Origin of the sequence: Microcystis sp. M165S2 (assembly GCF_020245885.1) — a bacterium.
Lineage (GTDB): Bacteria > Cyanobacteriota > Cyanobacteriia > Cyanobacteriales > Microcystaceae > Microcystis.
The window spans coordinates 1-3,237 of record NZ_JADBTZ010000355.1 but is presented as its reverse complement, the minus strand read 5'-3'; the positions used below and the strand labels follow the sequence as shown (position 1 = coordinate 3,237).

The 3,237-nt window shown below is 41.6% G+C and carries 2 protein-coding genes; one reads left to right on the top strand and one right to left on the bottom strand.

Features of this window, described 5'->3' with window-relative positions; all coding sequences use genetic code 11:
• On the bottom strand, positions 1-239 hold a 239-nt coding region (locus IM479_RS17660; RefSeq protein WP_287699518.1), incomplete at its 3' end, for a helix-turn-helix domain-containing protein.
• Between the two features lie 91 nt (positions 240-330).
• On the opposite strand from IM479_RS17660, the gene pcrA reads away from it, so the two are divergent.
• Positions 331-2,652 carry a DNA helicase PcrA gene (gene pcrA / locus IM479_RS17655; RefSeq protein ID WP_287075624.1) on the top strand — a complete coding sequence of 774 codons (2,322 nt, stop codon included), beginning with the start codon at positions 331-333 and terminating at the stop codon, positions 2,650-2,652.
• Positions 2,653-3,237: the final 585 nt, after the last annotated feature.

The following is a 3,237-nucleotide window of genomic DNA, read 5'->3' as shown; positions in this document are numbered from 1 at the left end:
CCTTGTTGTAAAGGTACACAACTAACTTCATTGAGAAAGTCTAATTCTTCTTGCTTTTTCCAATCGGTTAGCATTGAAGAAGTTTGAGCGTAGCCTACTCTTTCTTGCTTTTCGTACCAAGCTTGTGTTCTGACATGGAGAGCTTTATTGTAAACTAATCTTACACAGCCCAAAGTGCGCCGCAATAGCGACTCTTGTTCTGGTGTGGGGTAAAATCGAAACCAATAGGCTTTTTCCATGTCTCACATTTTAGCATATATTTGGTAAATGCGCTAGTATTTAACGGTAAAGCCGTCGTAGAACGACGGGGTTTCAGACCCAAAATTTTCGATGACAGTCACAGCCGATTATTTAGAACAACTCAATCCTTCTCAGCGCCTTGCTGTGGAGCATTTTTGCGGCCCCTTGTTGGTGGTTGCTGGAGCAGGATCGGGAAAAACCAGCGCTTTAACCTATCGTATCGCCCATTTGATCCGTCATCACAAGGTCGATCCAGAAAATATTCTCGCAGTCACTTTTACCAATAAGGCGGCCCGGGAAATGAAAACGAGAATTGAAAAAACTTTTGCTCAACAGCAAGCACAGGAAAAATACGGTCAAAGATTAGAACTTTTGGAAGAATACGAACAGAAAAAACTCTTTTCTCAAGTTTATCGCAATTATACTAAAAAACTCTGGATCGGGACTTTTCACAGTCTTTGTGGTCGGATTTTGCGCTATGACATTAATAAATATCAGGATGAATATGGTCATAGTTGGCAAAGGAATTTCTCAATTATGGACGAATCTGATGCCCAGAGTTTAGTAAAAAATATCGTCACTAAACAGATGAATTTAGACGATAAAAAATTTGATGCTCGCAATCTACGTTATGCGATTAGTAATGCCAAAAACTTAGGGTTAACTCCCAGGGATTACGCCAGAGAAAACCCTAATTTTCGGGGAAAGGTCATTTCTGAGGTTTATCAGGCTTATCAGATGCAATTGGCACAAAATAATGCGCTAGATTTTGATGATTTGATACTGGTTCCAGTCCGTCTTTTTCAGCAAAATGAATCTATTCTCGGTTATTGGCATACGCAATTTAAGCATATTTTAGTCGATGAATACCAAGACACTAACCGGATTCAGTACGAGTTAATTCGGCTTTTATCGACTAATGGTGAAACGAAAAAAAGTGAGTGGAATTGGACGGAGCGATCGATTTTTGTGGTGGGTGATGCCGACCAATCTATCTATAGTTTTCGGATGGCGGATTTTACTATTCTGCTCAATTTTCAAGCGGACTTTGGCGATGGTTTACCCGATGATGATACTCGCACGATGGTGAAACTACAGGAAAACTATCGTTCACGGGAGAATATTCTACAAGCGGCAAATAAATTAATTGAAAATAATAGTCAAAGAATTGATAAAGTCCTTGTTCCCACTAGAGAAGGGGGCGATAGTATTTATGTTTTTAAAGCCAGAGATGAACAGGAAGAAGCGGCTTTTGTTATCGATAAAATTCGAGAATTTACCCAAGAAAACCCCGAATTAAATTGGGGTAGTTTTGCCATTCTCTACCGAATTAATGCCCAATCTCGCCCCTTTGAAGATGGGTTAATTCGCAATAATATCCCCTATAATATTGTCGGGGGATTTAAATTCTATGATCGACAGGAGATTAAAGATGCGATCGCTTATTTACGAGTGATTGCCAATCCTGCTGATACCGTTAGTTTACTGAGAATTATTAACACTCCTCGGCGCGGTATCGGTAAAACCACAATCGATAGTTTGCTCAAAGCTGCCCAAGAATTAGGAGTACCTTTATGGGAAATTATCAGCGATGAAACTTCCGTTAATACTCTCGCTGGTCGTGCGACTAAAAGCGTCAATAAGTTAGCTAAAATTATCCAAAACCTGCAAGAAAAAATTACCGATTTATCCGCTAGTGAAATCTTAGACCAAATCATGGAAGATTCGGGATATATCGATGAATTAAAACAGCAGGGAACCGAGGAAGCTGATACCCGGATCGAGAATATTCAAGAATTGTATAGCGCCGTCGTACAATTTCAAGAGGAAAACGAAGAAACCAATCTACAGGAATTTCTCGCTAGTGCGAGTTTAGCCTCGGACTTAGATAATCTTCAGGAAGGTCAAGAAAAAGTCTCCTTAATGACCCTTCATTCGGCCAAAGGTTTAGAGTTTCCCCTCGTCTTTTTAGTCGGTTTAGAACAGGGCATTTTTCCCCATAATCGTAGTTTAAACGATCCCATTGCCCTTGAGGAAGAACGCCGTCTCTGTTATGTGGGAGTCACCCGTGCCAAGGAACAATTATTTTTAACCTACGCAAAAGAAAGATATGTCTGGGGGAATAAAGAGATGAAGGTAGCTTCCCAATTTTTGCAGGAATTGCCCCCAGAATTGCTCACAAGCAACCTGAAACCGAAAAAGACCCCAAAAGTGGTTCCCATTCAAACAACCGCCTCTAATCAAAGAAAATGGGGCGTAGGCGATCGAGTGTTACACTCTACTTTTGGAGAAGGAGAAGTGACCCATATCCTTGGTGAGGGTAAAAAAATGAATCTAGCGGTCAAATTTTCGGGTTTAGGTCAGAAAATCATCGATCCTCGCACCGCACCCATGCAACTTATCCACGAATAGGTAATCATCTGTAGGGTGGGTTAGGCGAAAATAAGTTATAGTCTCACTAAAAATTGAGTATTCGCCGTAACCCACCGGCTTTTTTCTCTCTATCTCCCCACTGATAACTGATTACTGTTCACTGATAACTGACACACCCTGATTCCTCAACTCCGATCGCTACCTGCTGTTAGAATAGAGAATTGCGGTCAGACTGACGATAAAATTGAGAAGCTAAATCCTTGATTCTTAATAGTTGTTGAGAAACTTTCCGCCTACTATCGAAATTATCCGATAATATGGGCAACAGCGAGTTAGTCTATCTCAAGGTTGCGAGAGGACTCCCGTTAGAGCCGCCCTTGCTTAACGGGAGATCAATCGCGACCAAAGTGAAACTAACGCGGTAGCGTTTCCACTTTCGAGGGATTTCGCTAGAATACAGAAAGCGGTAAAGCGCGTAAGGGATCACGGAAACCTCCCGATCCTTTGTACCTCGGAACAAATATCGCCCTTGAAAATGTAATGGTGACGGGTCAAGCAGCATAGAAGCTTAACGGCTAAGGTCAAAACAGCCCACAAATAAAATTCAGAGCCGTCCGCCGCCGG